At 67.4% G+C, this 18,530-nt stretch carries 12 protein-coding genes; 8 read left to right on the forward strand and 4 right to left on the reverse strand.

What is annotated here, in order from left to right; all coding sequences use genetic code 11:
• Positions 1–13: 13 nt before the first annotated feature.
• The 4 genes from recF to dnaA all read right to left on the reverse strand — a co-directional run bounded on the left by recF (position 14) and on the right by dnaA (position 7,421).
• On the reverse strand, positions 14–1,141 hold the full coding sequence (recF, locus tag JKJ07_RS41665) for a DNA replication/repair protein RecF (RefSeq protein ID WP_202997522.1): 1,128 nt from the start codon (positions 1,139–1,141) through the stop codon (positions 14–16).
• A gap of 7 nt (positions 1,142–1,148) precedes the next feature.
• Positions 1,149–2,021 (reverse strand): phosphogluconate dehydrogenase (NAD(+)-dependent, decarboxylating), encoded by an 873-nt coding sequence (gnd, locus tag JKJ07_RS41670; RefSeq protein WP_202997523.1) that lies wholly within the window; start codon positions 2,019–2,021, stop codon positions 1,149–1,151.
• Between the two features lie 105 nt (positions 2,022–2,126).
• Positions 2,127–3,260 (reverse strand): DNA polymerase III subunit beta, encoded by a 1,134-nt coding sequence (gene dnaN, locus JKJ07_RS41675; RefSeq protein ID WP_202997524.1) that lies wholly within the window; start codon positions 3,258–3,260, stop codon positions 2,127–2,129.
• A 2,379-nt stretch (positions 3,261–5,639) separates the two neighbouring features.
• Positions 5,640–7,421 (reverse strand): chromosomal replication initiator protein DnaA, encoded by a 1,782-nt coding sequence (dnaA, locus tag JKJ07_RS41680; RefSeq protein WP_202997525.1) that lies wholly within the window; start codon positions 7,419–7,421, stop codon positions 5,640–5,642.
• A 629-nt stretch (positions 7,422–8,050) separates the two neighbouring features.
• Here dnaA and rpmH point away from each other — a divergent pair.
• The 8 genes from rpmH to JKJ07_RS41720 all read left to right on the forward strand — a co-directional run bounded on the left by rpmH (position 8,051) and on the right by JKJ07_RS41720 (position 15,042).
• Positions 8,051–8,188, forward strand: coding sequence for a 50S ribosomal protein L34 (gene rpmH, locus JKJ07_RS41685; RefSeq protein ID WP_014448226.1), 138 nt, complete (start codon positions 8,051–8,053; stop codon positions 8,186–8,188).
• Between the two features lie 35 nt (positions 8,189–8,223).
• Positions 8,224–8,580, forward strand: a complete 357-nt coding sequence (gene rnpA, locus JKJ07_RS41690) for a ribonuclease P protein component (protein ID WP_202997526.1) — start codon at positions 8,224–8,226, stop codon at positions 8,578–8,580.
• On the forward strand, positions 8,577–8,834 hold the full coding sequence (gene yidD, locus JKJ07_RS41695; RefSeq protein WP_202997527.1) for a membrane protein insertion efficiency factor YidD: 258 nt from the start codon (positions 8,577–8,579) through the stop codon (positions 8,832–8,834). Before rnpA ends, yidD begins: the two co-directional genes overlap by 4 nt.
• 1 nt (position 8,835) lies before the next feature.
• Complete coding sequence (gene yidC, locus JKJ07_RS41700) at positions 8,836–9,879, forward strand: membrane protein insertase YidC (RefSeq protein ID WP_202997528.1); 1,044 nt, start codon at positions 8,836–8,838, stop codon at positions 9,877–9,879.
• Positions 9,880–10,020: 141 nt separating this feature from the next.
• Positions 10,021–10,572 (forward strand): Jag family protein, encoded by a 552-nt coding sequence (locus JKJ07_RS41705; protein ID WP_202997529.1) that lies wholly within the window; start codon positions 10,021–10,023, stop codon positions 10,570–10,572.
• Positions 10,573–10,837: 265 nt separating this feature from the next.
• Positions 10,838–11,548, forward strand: coding sequence for a 16S rRNA (guanine(527)-N(7))-methyltransferase RsmG (rsmG, locus tag JKJ07_RS41710; protein ID WP_438871476.1), 711 nt, complete (start codon positions 10,838–10,840; stop codon positions 11,546–11,548).
• A 1,365-nt stretch (positions 11,549–12,913) separates the two neighbouring features.
• The gene (locus JKJ07_RS41715; RefSeq protein ID WP_307834685.1) at positions 12,914–14,017 is read left to right on the forward strand and encodes a ParA family protein; all 1,104 of its coding nucleotides are present in this window, start codon (positions 12,914–12,916) and stop codon (positions 14,015–14,017) included.
• The gene (locus JKJ07_RS41720) at positions 14,014–15,042 is read left to right on the forward strand and encodes a ParB/RepB/Spo0J family partition protein (RefSeq protein ID WP_202997531.1); all 1,029 of its coding nucleotides are present in this window, start codon (positions 14,014–14,016) and stop codon (positions 15,040–15,042) included. The genes JKJ07_RS41715 and JKJ07_RS41720 overlap by 4 nt, the downstream gene beginning before the upstream one ends.
• The last annotated feature ends 3,488 nt before the right edge of the window (positions 15,043–18,530 follow it).

Here is an 18,530-nt window from a genome sequence, read left to right on the forward strand (position 1 = left end):
CCGGTCGTTCTCGCTAGGCACGGGACACCGCTCCTGTCGTCACGTCGAAGCGGGCGCCGCGCAGGGCGTCCGGCACGTCCTCGGGCACGGCACACGTCACCAGCAGCTGGGCGGCGTCGGAGACGAGCGCGGCGAGCCGGTCGCGGCGGCCACCGTCGAGCTCGGCGAACACGTCGTCGAGCACCAGCACCGGCTCGATGCCGTCCGAGCGCAGCAGGTCGTACGCGGCCAGGCGCAGGGCCAGCGCGAACGACCAGGACTCGCCGTGGCTCGCATAGCCCTTGGCCGGCAGGTCGCCCAGGTTGAGGGTCATGTCGTCACGGTGCGGGCCGACCAGGGTGGTGCCGCGCTCGATCTCGGCCGGGCGCCGTTCCTGCAGCGAGTCGAGCAGCGCCTGCTCGAGGGCCGGGCGGTCGGCGGTGAGCCCGTCGCCGAGCCGGGACGCGTACGCGATGGCGGCGGACGTGCGACCGGCCGCGACCGCGTCGTACGCCTTGGTCAGATGCGGCCCGAGCGCCGCGGCCAGCTCGAGCCGACCGGCCAGCAGCTCGGCGCCGTGATGGGCGAGATGCTGATCCCAGACCGCGAGGGTGGAGAGATCCTGGCCGCGGTTCCCGCCGACCTTGCGGGTCAGATACGCCGTACGCAGCAGGGCGTTGCGCTGCTTGACGACGCGGTCATAGTCGGAGCGCACCCCGGCGAAGCGGGGCTGCCGGGCGACGAGGAGATCGTCGAGGTAGCGACGCCGTTCGGACGGATCACCCCGTACGAGCTCGAGGTCCTCCGGGGCGAAAAGCACCATGCGCAGGGCGCCCAGCACCTCGCGCGGGCGCCGCACCGGCGAGCGGTTGAGCCGGGCCCGGTTCGCCTTGCCGGGCACGATCTCCAGCTCGACCAGCAGCTCACGTCCCTCGTGGACGATCGCGCACCGGATCACGGCCGAGGCCGCGCCGGCCCGTACGAGGGGAGCGTCGGTGGCCACCCGGTGACTGTCCAGAGTGGCCACATAGCCCAGCGCTTCGATCAGGTTGGTCTTGCCCATGCCGTTCTGGCCGACCAGCACGGACACGCCGGGTTCGAGATCGACCGCCACTCGCTCGTAGGAACGGAAGTCGGTCAGCTCGACCCGGCGTACGTACACGTGGGCCTCAGCGCTTGACGGCGTGGCCGCCGAACTGCTGACGCAGCGCCGCCACGGCCTTCATCGCGGGCGAGTCGTCCTGCCGGGACTCGAACCGGGTGAAGATCGAGGCGGCCAGGACGTGGGCGGGCACGGCGAGGCGGATGGCCTCGTCGACGGTCCAGCGGCCCTCGCCGGTGTCGTCGACGTAGCCCTTGAGGTTGGAGAGCGTCGGGTCCTCGTCGAGCGCCCGGTCGAGCAGGTCGAGCAGCCAGGACTTGACGACCGAGCCCTCGCGCCAGCTCTTGATCACGGCGGGCACGTTGTGGACCAGCTCGGACGCGATGAGGATCTCGTAACCCTCGCCGTACGCCTGCATCATCCCGTACTCGATGCCGTTGTGAATCATCTTGGCGTAGTGCCCGGCGCCGTGCGTGCCGGCGTGCGCGAAGCCGAAATCGCCGGCCGGCTTGAGCGCGTCGAAGATCGGCTGGACCTTGGCCACGATCTCGGCGTCGCCGCCGACCATCAGCGCGTACCCGTTGTCCTTGCCCCAGATGCCGCCGGAGACGCCGACGTCGAGGTAGTGGATGCCCTTGGGCTTGAGGCGCTCGGCCCGCGGGGCGTCGTCGGTGAACTTGGAGTTGCCACCGTCGATGATGATGTCGCCCGGCTCGAGCAGCCCGGCGAGCTCGGTGATGGCGCCTTCGGTGATCTTGCCGGCCGGGACCATGGTCCAGATGGCCCGCGGCGCGGTGAGCTTCGAGACCAGTTCGGCCAGGTTGGCCACGTCGCTGTTCTCCGGGTGGTGGTCGTAGCCGACCACCTCGTGTCCGGCTGCGCGGATCCGGTCGCGCATGTTCCCACCCATTCGGCCGAGACCGATGAGGCCGAGCTGCATGGTGTCCCCCTAGATGAGCGTTGCTGTCGTGCCCGGTGAAGATTATTCAGGGCTGCGGACACCGAACCGGTGACCTGCGGCCGATCGCCTGAACAACCTTCAGTATCAGCGGGTTACCCGGATCGGCATGATCAGATAGCGGTAACCGGGCACGATTTCGCCGTTTTCGGATGCGGGGGAGATCACAGCGGGCTTGAATGCGTCGACGAACGAGAAGATCGCGTTGGGCGCGCCCAGGTTCTGCAGGCCGTCGATCAGGTATTGCGGGTTGAAACCGATGGTCAGCGGCTCGCCGGTGAACGTGGCCTCCATGGCCTCGCTGGCCCGCGCCTCTTCCGTCCCGCCGGCCTCGACGACCAGACCGTCCTCACTGAAGCTCAGCAGCACCGGGGTGGTGCGCTCGGCGACCAGCGCGACACGACGGACGACCTCGACGAGCGCGGCCACCCCGATCTGGGCCTGCGCGTTGCTGCTGGCCGGGAAGAGCGAACGGACCGGCGGGTAGTTGGCCCCGTCGAGCAGCCGGCTCGTCGTGCGGCGGGTGCCGCCGGCGAAACCGATCATGCCCTCGCCCGCGTTGCCCTGAGCCAGCGCCAGCACGACCGAGCCGCCGAGCGGGCCCAGCGTCTTCGCGGTGTCGTTCAGCGTCTTGGCCGGGACGAGCGCGTTGAGGCTGATCTCGGAGTCGTCCGGGTCCCACTCCATCTCGCGCATGGCCAGGCGGTAGCGGTCGGTGGCCAGCATGGCCATGCTCGACCCGTTGAGCTCGATCCGCACGCCGGTCATCATCGGCAGCGTCTCGTCACGACCGGCGGCGATGGCCACCTGAGCCACGGCGGCGGCGAAGGCGGCCGCGTCGACTGTGCCGGCGCTCGACGGCATCTCGGGCAGGCTCGGGTAATCCTCGACGGGCATCGTCGGCAGGGTGAAGCGGGCGCTGCCGCAGACCAGCTCGAGATGCGCCCCGACGGCGGCGATGTCGACCGGCTTGGCCGGCAGCGCCTTGGTGATCTCGGCGAGGAGCCGGCCGGAGACGAGCGCGGCGCCGTCGGCGTCGGCCTGCACATCCACCGTGACCTGGCTGGAAACCTCGTAGTCGAAGCCGGAGACCTGGAGCCGGCTGTCGGTGACGCGCAGCATGACGCCGGCGAGCACCGGCACCGACGGCCGGCTGGGCAGGCTCTTCGCCGTCCACGCCACGGCGTCGGCGAGTGCGTCTCGCTCCACCCGGAACTTCATGCTGTCCTCCGCGTCGCTTCCTGTCGGGGGCGTCGTCGACCCCCACGAACCTTATTCGTCGAGCCGATCAGGGCCTAATCAGTGTCGTCCACCATGGTGACCGCTGCCGACCCGCCCCGGTGGCTCCGGGGTGTGCCAGGCGTGGTGCCCGATGTTTCCGTACGCCGACCGTGTCGCTCAGCCGGTGTCCGTCTTCCGTCAGCCGCATCTGCCCCAGCTCTCGGCCGCTCCCCGTTCTCAGCTGTCCGCTGTTCCCTGCTTCGGCCGTTCGCTGTCCTCCTGGCTCGAGGACCTCCGGGCCTCGGTGAGGTTTTGAGGAGCTGGTCTCCCGGCGAGCCGTCAGCCAACAATCCACAAGTTCCACAACGCCGTTGATTGCTTTTTGTTGTCTTAGAGAGATAACTAGTCGTCTTCATCGGTCCTGTGCATAGTGTGGAGAACTCAAGTTTCCGCAGGTCACAGGGTTATCCACCGGTGATTCACATGTGGGAAACCAGGGTACAAACCCCGGCCTGCGTCCACAGTCGGAGAGCCGCCGGCCGGTTGTCCACCGTTGTCCACCGGCTATCCACCGGATATCCACGGGTTTTGTACCCAGGTCTGTGGACAACGTCGGTACGCCATCGGCCCGTCGTCCCCAGTTTCTTCAACAGGAAATCCACACGTTTCCACAGGCGGTGGAAACCCGGGTGACTCTCTGTGTTTGTCCACATCGATTTCCCCAGGAGTTGTCCACATCTGTGGGCAGCGGGCCAACTCGTTATCCACCGCTGGGGATAAACCCCTGTGAACGCCTGTGGATTGGTGTGGACAACGTTGGCACGAAACGGTCCCGTCCCGGCGTTGACAAACCGGGGTTGGGGATGAGTCGAGTTCCGCGGTGCCCAAGCCCCGTCCGGCCGTTCCGTCGAAGCCATCGACCACCAACCCCTGTGGAGAACTCCCGCCGCCACGTGCCCTCGTCTTCCACAGCCTGTGGACAAATACTGAGGAATGCGGAGAATTACCCCTTACGGGCGACGGACAACCCTGTGGATAACCGCCTGCCCCCTGGGGACAACGCTCCGTCCAGGCCCCGTCACGTCGAGCGAAACCCCCAGCCCGCAGGTCTGCTCCACCGCCCGCGTTGAGCGATCACCCGGCACGGCTACGACCGCCGACCACGCTGTGGACAACAGCTCCCCCGCCGTCCTCCTCCCGGCCGCACACAGCCCCAGCAGCCGTCCCCACAGGCGCCAACTCCACCGGCGGCAACCCTGTGCATAACTCCCTAACCAGCGAAGACAGCGTGCTCATCCTCGACGTTCGGAGTTATGCACAGCCCTGGAGGCCCGTTGGCAAAGCATCGAAGTCAGCGAAATCTCGGCTGTGCACAACCCGCCGCGGCAAGCCGTGAACGCGACGCCCTTACATCAACACGAGGCGGCTGTGCACAAATCCGCCGTGGCAAGCCGTGGACGCCCACAGGGTCACCAGCTGGGCCGCCCGGACGCGACGCCACCGCACCAGCACGAGGAGTCTGTGCGCAATCCGCCGTGGCAAGCCGTGGATGCCCACAGGGCCACCAGCTGGGCCGCCCGGACGCGACGCCCCAAATATCGGCACGAGGCGGCTGTGCACAACCCGCCATAGCAAGCCGTGGACGCGACGCCCCGGCATCAACACGGGGCGCTGTGCACAACCGTCGCGGGCGTGACCCCGGATGACTTTTGCGCCGGCTGCCCGCCTTGCTCGCTGGCTCGCCCTGCTCGCCCGCCGGCCTTGCCCGCCCGCCTTGCTCGCTGGCCCGCTCTGCTCGCCCGCCGGCCTTGCTCGCCCGCTGGCCTTGCTCGCCGGCATTGCTCGCCCCCCGCCCTGCCCGGCCGCCCTGCCCGGCCGCCCTGCCCGGCCGCCCGCTCTGCCTGCTCGCCCTGCTCGCTCGCCCGCCCGTCCTGCTCATCCTTCTTGTAAGTGAGTACTCACATCGTTTGTTGAGGCGGCCGATCGATGTCGCAATAGGGCCGCGTTCGACTCCGCGGCCGTTACATGCGTTTGTAAGTGAGTACTCACATCGGTGCGGGGATGGGTAGGGGACCGTACGGCTGGTCGACGCCGATGTGCCGGGTGCGGTTCAGCGACCCTGAACTGCTGGTTCGGCGGGATCGTCCACAGTCCACAGGCTCATGACCTGCGTCGGTGCACATGGGACGGTCTGTGGATGACCGGAACGACCATGTGCACCGGCTCGGGTGGGGCCGGGGCCGTGCGGGAGCCGGCCGCGGCTGTGGGGCCGGGCCGCCGGAAGCGGGAAGCGGCCTTGATCTCTACGGCCCGGTTCCCAGCGGCGGGGACGTCATTGGTGCGGTTGTTCAGCTGCGCACCCGCGTACTGGAAAAAGGTTTAGGTGTTCTGTTTGATGCGGTTGGTCAGCTCGGCGATCTGGTTGTAGAGCGACCGCCGCTCGGCCATGTGCTGGCGGATCTTGCGGTCGGCGTGCATGACCGTGGTGTGGTCGCGGCCGCCGAAGGCCTGGCCGATTCGTGGGAGGGAGAGTTCCGTCAGTTCGCGGCAGAGATACATGGCGACCTGGCGTGCGTTGACGAGCACCCGGGAGCGGGAGTGACCGCGCAGGTCCTCCAGGCTGACGCCGAAATAGTCGGCCGTGGAGACCATGATCTGGTCGGCAGTGATCTCGGGGCCGGCGCCGTCGGGCATGAAGTCGCGCAGGACTTCTTCGGCCAGCGAGAGCTGGACCGGGGAGCGGGTCAGGCTGGCGAACGCGGTGACCCGGATGAGGGCGCCTTCGAGCTCGCGGATCGAGTTGGAGACGCGCGAGGCGATGAACTCGAGGACGTCGTCGGGCGCGTACATGCGCTCCTGGGCGGCCTTCTTCTGCAGGATCGCGATACGCGTCTCGAGGTCGGGCGGCTGGATGTCGGCCAGCAGGCCCCACTCGAAGCGGGTGCGCATGCGGTCTTCCAGCGTGGCCAGCTGGCGCGGCGAACGGTCGGAGCTGATGACGATCTGCTTGTTCGCGTTGTGCAGCGTGTTGAACGTGTGGAAGAACTCCTCCTGCGTCCGCTCGCGGTTCTCCAGGAACTGGATGTCGTCGATCAGCAGGATGTCGACGTCGCGGTAGCGCCGCTGGAAGGCCTGGGTCTTGTCGTCGCGCAGGCTGTTGATGAAGTCGTTGGTGAATTCCTCGGTGGACACATAGCGGACACTCCGGGCATGGCCGAGCGTCGTCGCGTAGTGACCGATCGCGTGCAGCAGGTGGGTCTTGCCCAGACCGGAGCTGCCATAAATGAAGAGCGGGTTGTACGCCTTGGCGGGCGACTCGGCGACGGCGACGGCGGCGGCGTGCGCGAAGCGGTTGGACGAGCCGATGACGAACGTCTCGAACATGTATTTCGGGTTGAGCCGGTTGCCGTCGTTGGTGCCGCGCGGGTTGCTCGACGGGCGGATGTCGCGGTTGTCGCGACCGGGGCCGTTGTCGCCGCCGCGCATCTGCAGCGTGTCGTCGCGGGGGTCGTTGCCGCCGCCGTAGGACTGCTGGTGTTCGTCGGGCCGGCGTCCGTTGTCGCGCAACTGGGACGGATCGGACGCCATCCAGTGCACGGGCGGATCGTTGGATTCAGTCTTTTCAGTGACATGCGCCACTGGAGCGCCGCCGCGGGTCATCGGTGCCTGCTGCGGGGGCATCGGGTCGCCGAAGAGCGCCTCCTGACCACCGCGGGCCGCCGGAACCCCACGGGGGTACGCGGCGGGGCGCTGCGCCGAGCCGGGCGGGAAAGAGTCGTAGGACGGCGGTTCGGGCTGGCGGGGCGCCTCCGCGTAGTGCCGGGGCTGCGGCTCGCCGGCCTCCTCGGACGGGGGCTCGACCGGGGTGCCGTAGACCGTGCCGGGCAGACCGGTGCCGTCTTCGGGGGGCTTGACCGTGACCGCGACCTGGATCGGGCGGTTCAGCCGGCGGCTCAGCGCCTCGGTGATCGCCGGGCGCAGGCGCGACTCGATCACGTCGCGGGTGAAAGCGTCGGGCACGGCCAGCAGCGCGGTGTCCTCGACTATGGCGCGGAGCTTCGTCAGCTGCAGATAAGCCCGCTGCTGGCGCGACGCGATCTCGTCGGCCAGTTCATCCAGCGTCGCCTTCCACACACCGCCCAGGTCGACCTGATCGGCCACCGCCGCGCCACCCCCATCGCCACCGACCCCCGGTGGACCTTGTCCGGCTCATCGCCTTGCCCGTCGGCGCCCTCCCGGCGTTCGACAGCTCCCCCAACCCAGCACCACATTTAACGTGGTGAAGACGCTTGGCGCCACCGGCTGTCCACAGGTTATCCACAACCTGTGCACCGCTTGACGGGCGCTCCCCGGCCGGATGGTCGGCAGACGTTCCGGAGCCTGAAACGGCGCGGCTGAACAGGCTCACCGCCTGCCTCGGGCCTCGTCACGGCCACACCGAGGTGCGGACCCCACCGAGATTTCCCGAGGTTCACCGAGGCGAACGATTTACCTGCTTGTCTGGTTTTGGCCGACTGGTCGTGGTATGCGTGCAGTGCTGATGACCAGCAAACGGGCACGCTAACAGCGATCTCGTCGAACCATCAACTCTGCCATCGACCGATAGGCGTCCGACCACGGGAAAAGATTCACTACCTGTGTAGAAAGACGTGACGGCTCGCCGGGCAGGCTATTGTTGACCGGCGTGGTCGCCCTGCGTAGGGTCGAGCGGTTGCTCCGCCGCGTTCTGCTAAAGTGGCGTCTTGCAGCTTTGATGCCCCCTGGATGTTGTACGAAGACGGAGTTTTGACGTGAGCAAGCGCACCTACCAGCCGAACAACCGCCGGCGTGCCAAGACCCACGGCTTCCGGCTGCGCATGCGCACCCGTGCCGGTCGCGCGATCCTGTCGGCTCGCCGCACCAAGGGCCGCGACAAGCTGTCGGCCTGAGCCGACTGCTGTCGGGCCGGAATGCCCAGGTAGTCGTGCTGGCCGCGGCTCAGCGACTGCGGCGTAGTGCCGACTTCGCCGCAGCTATTCGCGGTGGTCGCCGAGTCGGCCGGGGCACGGTTGTCGTTCATCTGCTTCTCGAGGAGCCGGTGCAAGCCACTACGGCGCGCGCCGGCTTCGTCGTATCCAAAGCCGTCGGCAATGCCGTGATCCGCAACGAGGTCAAGCGTCGTCTGCGGCATCTGGTGCGTCCGGTGCTCGGCGAGCTGCCCGACGGCTCGATGCTGGTCGTCAGGGCCCTCCCGGCCTCGGCCGGCGCCTCATCCGCAACTCTCGGCAACGATCTGGTGTCCGCGGTGGCGGCCGCACGCAAGCCTCGGAGGCCTCGATGAGCCTGCTTGCCCGCGTGCTGACCGCGATGGTGGTCGCGTACCGTCGTTATGTGAGCCCGGTGCTGCCGGCTCGCTGTCGGTTCTATCCCTCGTGCAGCGCGTACTCGCAAGAGGCGCTGGCGCGCCACGGCGCTGTAAAAGGGACAGGTCTGACGGTCTGGCGGCTCCTGCGCTGCCACCCCTTCCACCCTGGCGGGTACGACCCGGTACCTGACCCGATCCGTCACCGTCCTGCCGATGTGACTGGAGCCTGAATTGAGTCTCGACTGGATCTACTACGCCATTTCGTGGATCCTCCTGCGCTGGCATGCCCTCTGGGATTTCATCGGCGTGCCCGACGGCCGATTCATCGGCTCGAACTGGTCCTGGATCCTGGCGATCGTCTTCCTCGTGGTGACGGTCCGGGTCATCCTCTTCCCCGTCTTCGTCAAGCAGATCAAGAGCCAGCGGGCCATGCAGGCGCTGCAGCCCAAGGTCAAGGAGCTGCAGGAGAAGCACAAGGGTGACCGGGAGACGCTCCAGAAAGAAATGATGGAGCTCTACAAGACGGAGAAGGCGAACCCGCTCATGGGCTGCCTTCCGATGTTCTTGCAGATCCCCGTCTTCCTCGGCCTTTTCCACACGCTGCGCCGGCTCAACCCCGACAACCAGGGCAAGACCCTGTACGGGTGGACCGTCGAGCAGTTCGAGAGCGCCACCCACGCGTCGCTGTTCACCGCGCCGCTCGCCGGCAAGTTCGGTTCCACCGCCGAAGAGCTCAACGCGCTCCAGGCCAACGGCACGACGGTCAAGATCATCGCCGGCATCCTGGTGCTGATCATGATGGCGACCACGTACCTGACCAGCCGCCAGATGATCCTCAAGACCGGCTGGGCCGAGGACCCGCAGCAGAAGATGATCCAGCGCCTGATGCTCTACGGCATCCCGGCGTCGCTGCTCATCTCCGGCGCCCTCTTCCCCATCGGTGTGATCATCTACTGGGTCACGAACAACCTGTTCACCCTGGGCCAGCAGCAGTGGGTGCTCCGCAAGTTCCCGCCGCCGCCGATGGCCGGCAAGACCGGCTCGTCCTCGTCGGCGCGCCCGTCCGGCCCGCCCGTCAAGAAGCCCGCCGGTGGCGGCAAGGCCCCGCAGAGCCCGGTGCAGCCCGGCCGCAGCGGTGGCCTGTTCGGACGCAACAAGCCGGCCCCCGAGCCGGAGAAGCCGGTCGTGGAGACCAAGGCGCTCGCCCCCAAGCCCGGTGCCAAACCGGTGAATCCCAAGCGGGGCGGCCGACCGGCGAGCAAACCCAAGGGATGATCGCGGCTCGGGCGTCCTGCATTCCGCGGCGCCCGAGCGCTCCCCTTACCTATACCTCCCCTCAGCCCCGGCACACCGCTCCCGGCGCTGAGGGAACAGCGGACCGCGCAGGTCCGGCCCGATTAGTACGGAGATGAGACCGTGACCGACACCAGCACGCCCGAATCGTCAGTCTCCGCCGAGGCAGCGTCCGCGCCCGAAGAGGCGAAGGCGTCCGAGAGCGTCGCTTCTGACGGCGACCTGTTCCGCCAGAGCGAGATCGCCGCCGACTACATCGAGGGTCTGCTCGACATCCTCGACTACGACGGCGACATCGACGAGCTCGTGTCGGCGGGCCGGCCCATGGTCGAGGTCGTCGGCGGCCGGCTGCAGCCGCTGGTCGGCCAGCGCGGCGCCACGCTCGAGGCGCTGCAGGAGCTGACCCGCCTGGCGATCTTCCGGCAGACCGGTTCGCCGTCGCGCCTGCTGCTCGACATCGGTGGCTACCGGGCCTCGCGGCGCAAGGAGCTGGCTGCGGTCGCCCGCAACGCGGTCGAGAAGGTCAAGGAGCACGGCGACCCCGTACGCCTCGAGCCGATGTCGGCGTTCGAGCGCAAGTGCGTGCACGACGTGGTCAACGCGATCAGCGGCGTGCAGAGCGAGTCCGAGGGTGTCGAGCCCAACCGTCGCATCGTGGTGCGCGTGGCGGACTGACATGACCAACCCACGCTTCGGCGCGGGAGACTCCGGCCCGGGTGAGGAATCGCCCGGGCCGCAGTCTTTCCGTCGGCCTGTACGCCGCCCGATCGCCTTTCCGGGGAAGGCGCGCTCCGCTCCCGCCTCGCCCGCTCCTGGCTCTCCTGCTGCAGCCGCTCCTGCTTCTCCTGCGTCCGGTTCTCCGTCGGCGGAGTCTGCACTTTCTGACGCTGGGGATGCCCGAACGACGGACGGTTCTGAGCCGCCGGCCGAGATCGCGGAAGTGGCGGCGTCGGTCTTCGGGGATCGATTCGGGCTGGCTGTGGATTACGCGCGTCTGCTCGTCACCGACGGTGTGGTGCGGGGGCTCATCGGCCCGCGCGAGGCGCCGCGCATCTGGGAACGACACCTGGTCAATTGCGCCGTGGTGTCGCAGATGATCCCTATCGGCGCTTCGGTCGTCGACGTGGGGTCTGGTGCCGGTTTGCCCGGTATCGTGCTGGCAGTGGCCCGACCGGATCTACGCATCACCCTGGTCGAACCACTGGCACGACGCACCGCGTTCCTGTCGGAGGCGGTGACCGCCCTCGGCCTCGAACCGACCGTCACGGTCGTCCGGGGCCGCGCCGAGGACGTCGTCGACGGACCCCCCGCCGGCGCCGACGTCGTCACAGCGCGTGCGGTCGCCCCGCTCGACCGGTTGGCCGGCTGGTGTCTGCCGCTGGCCCGGGTCAGCGGCAGGCTCCTGGCGCTCAAGGGCGCCTCGGCCGCCGAGGAAGCGGCGGAGCACCGCGAAGCGGTAGCTGCCCTGGGCGGCTCCGAACCGGTGCTCCGGCTGTGTGGCGAGGGGTTGATCGACCCGCCCACGACAGTGCTCGAGGTCGTCGTGCTGACACGGCCGAGGCCGTCCACCCGGGCGGCCGGCCCGGGACGCGATACGGCCGCACGGGCCGGCAAGCGTGCTCCCGGGCGAGGGAGACCGCGGAGGGGATAGATGTCGAGGCGGGGCGCGCGAAAGCGGAACGCAAGAACAAGGCGTCCCGACCAGGGCGGTGCCTCGCCCGATTTGCCGGTCACTCCTGGGGACGCGTCGCGCCTTCAGATGACCGACTCAGACGGGTCTGCCACGCCGGTTGTGCACCCGCCTGGGCGGCGGCCTGGGGAGCGTGGTCGGTCCGTGCCGCGGACGGGGGCGGCTGGTGGACTGGGCGCCCAAGCGGGTGGAGGGCGACGCTCGGATCCGGTCGGTGGTCAGGCTCGAACTGCGCTTGGTTCCCGGTCTTCTGATGTGGCAGCTGACGGCGCGCGGCCGGCGCTCCCGGAGTCGAGAGGCAGCGGTGAGCGGAGGTCCGGGGCTGGGGAAGCTCCAGCTGTTGCCAATAAGGGGAAGCGCGGCAAGCGTGGGCGTCCGGTCGTTGAGGGGAACTCCTCGGCTCGATCCGTCGGTGAGAGGCGGCCGCCTTCGGAGCTCGAGGCCGGTTCTGGCTCCGATCCCTCTACGGGGGTCGGCGCTGCCGCCCGCTTTGCTGTTGCGGGCGGTGCGGATAGTGGTCCCGCTGGCGACGCCAGGTCAGGGGCCGGCGCTCCGTTTGGATCGGCTAGCGCGTCCCCGACACATGTCGCGGTTGACGGCCGCGGCGAACGTGCTCCGGTTGAGTCGGGGGCTGATGACTATGGCGTCGCAACGGACCGCACGGCTCATCCGCTTTCGGCTCCAGGGTCGATGGCTTCAGCTTCAGCACCGACACCGACTTCAGCTCCGGCTCCGGCTCGGGCACCAGCTCCGGCTCGGGTAGTAGCTGCCGCTCCGGAACCGGCTTCGGGTTCGACTCCAGCTCCCGCTCCGCGTGAAGGGGCGAAGGCCGCGTTGCTGCGGTTGTCGCGGGCGTTTCGGCGTACGGGAAAGGGTGTTGTTGCCGGCGCAGCGGAGGGTTCTCACGCAACTTCGGAGGTAACCACCGCTGTAGGGGTTCGCTCTGAAAATCCCGATTCGGCGATCGCTGAAGGTGAGGTTGTCGGCCCTGAGGCGAGGATGGCATCGGATGCCTACGTGATCGAGTCGCCTGGCGAGGGGGAAGTGTCTACGATGCTCTCGCCTCATCAGGCGGTCGGCCATGGCGAGGCTCGCCCGACGGCCGTAGGCTGGCCGGGCGTCGATAGTGTGGACCGGTCTTCTGCCGCCGGAACGCACGTGTCGCCGACCGACCCGTTCCTCACTAACAGGGATAAAACGGTGCATGAGTACGGTGTTTCACGTGAAACCAAGTCACCTCTCGACAGCGATCGCGCGTCTGGGGCGGGCGTGGGCGGTCATAGTGGCGCATTCAACACCGGTGAACAGGGCGTGCCGTCGCCTCGTATGAGCAGCAGTTACCCCGGTGGTGGTCAGATCTACGGCTCTCCGGCACAGCAACCTGCCGTCGATGAGCCGCGTCGACCGGCCCCGGCACCGCGATCGGGTCCAGCGGCAGCGACTTCCCCGGTGTCGGCGGCACCCGCGCCCGCCTCCCCCATTTCGACCCCTGTGTCCCCCGTCGAGCCTCCTTTGAGCCCGGACGAACACGTTTCACGTGAAACGCCGGGCCGGGATGAAGACGATCCGCCCCTGGCCATGGAAGCGTTGCGAGCTGTGCAGATCCTCAACCCGAGCGGCGAGATCACGATGCCGCGTCCGGACCACCCGAGGGTGCTCTGCGTCGCGAACCAGAAGGGCGGCGTAGGCAAGACCACCACGACGGTGAACCTTGCCGTGGCGCTGGCGCTGCACGGCAACCGGGTGCTCGTCGTCGACCTTGACCCTCAGGGCAACGCGTCGACCGGGCTCAACGTGCCGCACCACGCCGGCGTGCCTGACGTCTACGACTGCCTCATCGACAACCTGCCGCTGTCCGAGGTTGCCCAGCCGGTTGAGGGCATCCCGAACCTGTGGTGCGTTCCGGCGACGATCGACCTGGCCGGTGCGGAGATTGAGCTGGTCTCGGTCGTCGCTCGTGAGTCCCGCCTGGCGCGGGCCATCGCGGCGCACCCGGAGCAGTTCGACTACGTCTTCATCGACTGCCCGCCCTCGCTTGGCCTGCTGACGGTCAACGCGCTGTGCGCCGCGCAGGAGGTCCTGATTCCTATCCAGTGCGAGTACTACGCGCTGGAAGGCCTGAACCAACTGATCAACAACATCAACCTGGTACGCCAGCACCTCAACCCGACGCTGGATGTCTCCACGATCCTGCTGACCATGTACGACCGGCGTACGCGCCTGGCCGACGCGGTCGAGCAGGACGTGCGCAACCACTTCGGGACCAAGGTGCTGAACGCCGTCATCCCCCGTAACGTGCGGGTGTCGGAGGCTCCTAGCTACGGGCAGTCCGTGATGACCTACGATCCGGGTTCACGGGGCGCGACCAGCTACTTCGAGGCCGCCCTGGAGATCGCGATGCGTGGCGTCAATACGGGAGGCAACGCATGAAGAACCGTCCACGGGGCGGCCTGGGCCGCGGCCTGGGCGCTCTGATCCCGACTGCGCCTGCGCCGGCCGCCACGGCCGTAGAGGCTCCGGCGTCCACGTCGCCGTCCCCGCCGCCTCCTGCGGCCGAGCCCGCTGCGCATATCATCGCCACTCCCGCCGCACCGCCGGCCGTGGAGAAGGCCGATGACCTGGCTCCGGTCCCGGGCGCACGCTTCGCCGAGATCTCGGTTACGGCGATCGAGCCGAACTCGAAGCAGCCTCGTCACGTCTTCGAGGAGGAGGCGCTCGACGAACTCAAGACCTCGATCCGGGAGGTCGGCTTCCTGCAGCCGATCGTCGTCCGTGAGATCAGCGACGGCCGGTACGAGCTCGTCATGGGTGAACGCCGGTGGCGTGCCGCGCAGGCGATCGGTCGTGAGTCGATCCCCGCGATCGTGCGGGAAACCCGCGACGACGCGATGCTGCGGGACGCGCTGCTCGAGAACATTCACCGGGCGAACCTCAACCCGCTGGAAGAGGCGGCCGCGTATCAGCAGCTGCTCGAGGAGTTCGGCGCCACGCACGAGGAGCTGGCCAAGCGGATCGGTCGTAGCCGCCCCCAGATCTCCAACACGATCCGCCTGCTGAACCTGTCGCCGAAGGTCCAGAACCGGGTTGCCGCGGGTGTCCTGTCGGCCGGCCACGCGCGGGCGCTCCTGGGCCTCGACGACATGGAGGCCCAGGAGGAACTGGCAAAGCGAATCGTGGCCGAGGGCCTCTCCGTACGCTCTACCGAGGAGATCGTCTCCCTGACCGCCTCGGACGGGCCTGCCAAGAAGGCCGCCCCGAGCCGACGCCCCAAGGTGCACGCGCCGGCGCTCAACGATCTGGCCGAGCGCCTGTCCGACCGCTTCGACACCCGCGTCAAGGTGGACATAGGACGCAACAAAGGCAAGATCACGATCGAGTTCGCCACGGTGGACGACCTCGAGCGGATAGTCGGCATGATCGGCGTCGACGAGGAAGGCACCGGCGGCGAGGAGTAGACCCTCCGAACCAAGGCCTACGGGGGGCACGCGATTAGTCATCGTGTGCCCCTCGGGTTTTTGGGTCGTCTGTGTGCATGCGCCGTCACGCGGAACCGCGGCTGCCTTCCGATTCGAGGCCAAATCCGGTTCTGTCAGAGCCATTCTCCTGAGATTTCGAGCGGCGGTGATTCTGACCCGTCGACCATTTCCGACGTCCGTTTTGCGAACATCTTTCAGAAGTCGAATGCCATTCCATATTGGATGACGTTTGAAGGTAAAAGAGCACCTCGAAAAGGTATCTATGTATGTACGTTAGTGCCTATAGGCGTAGCTTGTGAGAGGTTCCGCGACCTTGGTGAGCGGGGCTCGTGTGCGCTCAGTTTGGGTTGGCTCGACGAACTGGCTTCAAGCAGGAGCACGCGGCCCGCTCAATCCCGCCCACGTTGCTCGTCAGCCTTCGGGCAGGGCTGCAGCCTGGGTTTTGCGCTCGAGGCTTCGAGACGGGTTGAAGCACGAGCCTTGCCTATTCCTAGGCTCCCCGGGCAGGGTTCCGACACGCGGAGATAGGGCAGCCTGTGATTCGGATGTAGTCACCTGCTGCGTGGAGCCGGCCGAGTTCAAGCGCTACCGCGATCTCGGGGATGGCCGTTCCGTGTCCGCCAGATACCCCGTCGCACGCGGCGGAGTCTCTCGTTACCGAGACCCTGCCTGAAGCCGTTCGTTGTGCACGGTGAGGTCTGTCGCGTGTGCTCCCGCGTAACTCAGACAGGCGATCGAATGGTTCCGCCGCCCCTGGCCATACTTATTCGTCGCTTCACTGGCACACTCCCCCGCACCTGCTGGCGTACCAGACCACTACAGGACCACCCGCGATAACGACAGCGGCGTACGCTGCTCAACCCGAACCGGCGTCTTGTTAGTGCCTCGACACGACTGACCCCCTCGCCGATCCGGCCCCGACTCGAGTCAGCGCTCGCTCGAGTATCGAGCGGGGAAGTACGCGCCGCAGCGATGCCTCGACTTGGCCTGGTCGAGCATTCAGAGCTCAACGCGTCGTTGGTGGTAGGCCCCAGGGACTGACGAATCCGGCTACATCGCAGTTGGACGGCACGGCGCTGATTTCTAGATTGCAGCCTCTCGCATGGAGAATCGAGCGCTGCTCCTGAGTGCCGGCGTACGAGGTGAGTGGTAGGGCGAGAGCTGTGTTCGGGTGCTAAGCATGCTGCCCGACGGCGTTGCGAGGCTTTGACGTGGGGCTGCTCAGGTCGAGCCGTGATGATGGGCCTCGACCGCTACCCGTGCTGCCGATCGTCGACGCCCGTGACATCGCATCCGTCGTTCGTCAGCGCTGGGCCTGCAATCGTCGATCAGGCACTCGGCTCGGTAGTTCAGGACATGAGGGGCAATGAGCGAACCCTGAGCGCCCGCGTGGGTACGGCAGGGCGGCATCGGGCTAACCCGCCGCGGCGAGCCATTGTTCGATTCACCTGACCTAGCGAGCCGCTATTGACTGCGTATATGGATAACAGCCCCGGTTAACTCCTAGAGGGAGCACCTAAAGTGTCGAGCTCCTCCCTGCCGATGGCCGCATCCCGAAGAGATGAGGAGGCCGAGCAGTTCTGGCTCATGCGCTCAGTGGTGGTGCGATGGCACTTAGCCCGGCGTTGGTCGACCGGCTGAGGTAGTCGACCCTGCGCTACCGACACCTTTTTGGCAGTCTCCCTGCTTCGTTCTTCGTTTCACGTGAAACGAACGCGCCTTAGGCTGGGCCTAGGACGAAAGTTGAGCTGTCGCGGTGAGCCCTGGGATGCAGCGATGACGTGAAGGCAATTGGCCGAGACCCGCGATGGCCGTGCTGCCTCGATCAAGCTAGGCATCATGAGCGAGGTCTTCGGCAACCGCGAACACCAATGACCCACCCTGACGTAGCTGTGGATGCAAGGCACAGGCTTAATCCACTAGTCATAACTTAAGCGGTCCACAGGCACCAGACGGGCTCTACGCCGGGTGCCAGTTCACGTCGCAAGTGTGATCCTGTCGGCCTTGCTTCCGCTGAGGGGTTCGCCCTGACTCGAACCTGCAGTTCCCCTTTTGGTGCAGCGCCGGAGACAGCCGGGACATCTGTTTCACGTGAAACGACTGAAGCTGGGGCAACGAAGTCCAGCTCACGCGACCCAAGTCGTGGATTGTCGAGATTCTTGCGTTCGGACTGCACTGCCGTCTCAGGTTGCGCCCCGGACGATGTCGCGAGCTCAAATCATGCGGCCTTACTATCGGACGACCACTCATCGCCCTGCTCAGTGCCGAACATTCGGTCGAAGGCCAAGCGAATCTTCGGCGGCTGTCGGCTCGTCTATGGGCCTCCCAATACCGGTCTGCTCAGCCAACTTCTGCGGCGCTCAGCAGGATGGGAGATGCTCTGTCGTGCGGACCTGACCGGTGCCGTTTCACGTGAAACAGCCCCTAGCGCATGCCAGAGGATGTTTGACTGGCCAGCACCGACGACGACCTGGTGCTGGCCCCGCCACGCCCCGTTGGGCCCCCGAGCGACGGTGTCGCTGTAAGAGGCGGAGCCCTGAATGCGCGGCGCCGGCTTCGGTAGCCCCCATAAGGCAGTCGAATCCCGATCTTTCCGATCTCGTCGGCGGCCGACGGGTTGGCAAGGCTGCCACCGGCTAACTGTAGGGGCTACCGGACCAACCCTCGGCTCGAGTCGAGTGCCGAGCCGTCCGCCGTCTAGTTGGGTGTCCACGGCACACTAGAGGCGTCCTCACGCCTTCGCCCTGACTTGCCGCTAGCCGCTGAGATGCCCGTCGCGTCTAGCTGCGCAGCGCGGGATCGCCGCCATTAGTGACTCATTGGGGGGACGGGTCATGGTTGCCGCCGAGCGGCTCGCCGATGCTTGGCGTCACGGACCCGTATGCGATCAACGCGCGCGTTGGCTCATGGTCGATGCCGAGGGGTGGAGATCACCCAGCCCTCTGGGTGCGGCTTGCCATCGGAGTCGAAAGGTCAGCGCGCACAACTTGGGGCCTCTGGGTCAGCCCACAGTCACGGGTCACGAACTGCGCCGCCGGTATCTTGCGGCCCTCCCGTAGACGGCGCCAGCGTCAGAACCGGGTGCCCGGGCGGGGATGGCTGGATGAGATGGCTAGGCGGTGTGGCAGGTGTTGGAGTAGCGGTGCTGAGTGGGCGGTCGAGATCCGGCGCCCGGAGACGAGGTTCTCGGATGTGGCAGAGGCGGTGCGGCAGTGCGCAATGCGAAGCGCCACTCAGATGTAGGGCTTACTAGGGGGCGACCCACAGGTCCGGGAGCGACGTGGATCTGCCGCCCCGGTTTCACGTGAAACAACGCACCTGTTTAGCCTCCTTCGGAGCCCGGAGCCCGGAGCCCGGAGCCCGGAGCCCGGAGCCCGGAGCCCGGAGCCCGGAGCCCGGAGCCCGGAGCCCGGAGCCCGGAGCCCGGAGCCCGGAGCCCGGAGCCCGGAGCCCGGAGCCCGGAGCCC

Origin of the sequence: Paractinoplanes lichenicola (genome assembly GCF_016785085.1) — a bacterium.
GTDB classification, from domain to species: Bacteria; Actinomycetota; Actinomycetes; order Mycobacteriales; family Micromonosporaceae; genus Actinoplanes; species Actinoplanes lichenicola.